Here is a 1,284-nt window from a genome sequence, read left to right on the forward strand (position 1 = left end):
CAGACAATGAAGATATCCTGATGCTTGTTATGCCGGTGATGTTGAATAATTACGTATAAAATCAAGAAGCTAAGAAGATGAAGGAACCAATTTTTTGGTTCCTTTTTTTATGCCAAGACAGTCAAAGCCAAGGGGACAATTCGGCAGGTTAATGGAGTGAAGCCGACAAATTCACCATCCATGTCTATAGGTATGGGGTATTTTCCACTGATTTTGCATTCAGTTCCTTGATGATAGAATACTTGGGGATGATTGATTTTTTTTGAGGTTTTTAATTTTGGAAGTTTCTTTATGTAATCCCAAACCGAGATTTTGCAAAGAAATACCCAATCCAATAAGCCGTCATCTATTTTAGCTTCCGGTGCAATTCCTAAACCACTTGCAAAGAATTTTCCGTTTGCCATGCAGATACTCATGACAGGACTTTCCAATTCAAATTGTGGTGAAAAAAACTTGACATTGACAGGTTTGTAATTTAAAAACGAACGCAAAATGACAAAAAAATAAGTCAGATTGGATCCCCAAAATGAGCTCCCGGTACGCAACATCTGTGTGGCAAATCCACCCAAACCTATATCGGCAATATTCACAAAAAATCTTTTGGATGCCTTGTTTCCATTTCCTGTAAACTCCAGCTCTCCCACGTCAATTTTTCTGAATTTGGAATAAAGGATATTTTCTCGGAGCCTGGCCAAATCCCTGTTGATTCCCATAGTCCGGCAAAAGTCATTTCCCTTACCATAAGGAAGGATTCCCATATTTAACCCGGAAGCCTCAGGATATGCAAGAATTGCATTTGCCACTTCATTCACTGTTCCGTCTCCGCCCACAGCAACAATGGTAGTCGCACCATTACGGAGCGCCTCCAAGGTGCACATAATTCCGCTTTTATCTACCTCAGTAATATAGAAAGTCAATATTCCAAGTTGCTGGAAATGCTCAGTAATTTTCGTCAAAAGCCCGGATTTGCCTTTTACTTTTCCATGAACAATGAAGGCAATGTGCAGTTTATTTGCCATTTTCCATATAACTAGACAGGGATTTTGGGATTTGAAAAGAGCGTAACTCTATATTTGAGAAATCTTAAATCTATTGAATCTCCAGAACCCAACTTTCCAAAGGCTTCAATTCTACCCTTACTATTCCCTTTCCTTCCTGGATATTCAAAACAGGATTGACGGCGCCATACAGTTTTTCGGACATTGTGTATTCACCATCTGTTAATTTCAAGGTCTGAATGACTTCCGTCGGAATTTCAAGTTCAAATCCGAAAGAATCCGAATC

At 39.2% G+C, this 1,284-nt stretch carries 1 protein-coding gene and 1 pseudogene; both read right to left on the reverse strand.

Features of this window, described 5'->3' with window-relative positions:
• Nucleotides 1-107: 107 nt before the first annotated feature.
• On the reverse strand, nt 108-1,019 hold the full coding sequence (locus ACZFYI_RS20430) for a diacylglycerol/lipid kinase family protein (RefSeq protein WP_462525960.1): 912 nt from the start codon (nt 1,017-1,019) through the stop codon (nt 108-110).
• A 70-nt stretch (nt 1,020-1,089) separates the two neighbouring features.
• Nucleotides 1,090-1,284: pseudogene (locus tag ACZFYI_RS20435) on the reverse strand (alpha-amylase); the annotation flags it as partial.

It is taken from the genome of Aquiflexum sp. (genome assembly GCF_977115555.1).

Coding starts and splice junctions, on each gene's coding strand:
- ACZFYI_RS20430 (WP_462525960.1), bottom strand. CDS start 1,019: ATGGCAAATAAACTGCACATTGCCTTCATTGTTCATGGAAAAGTAAAA.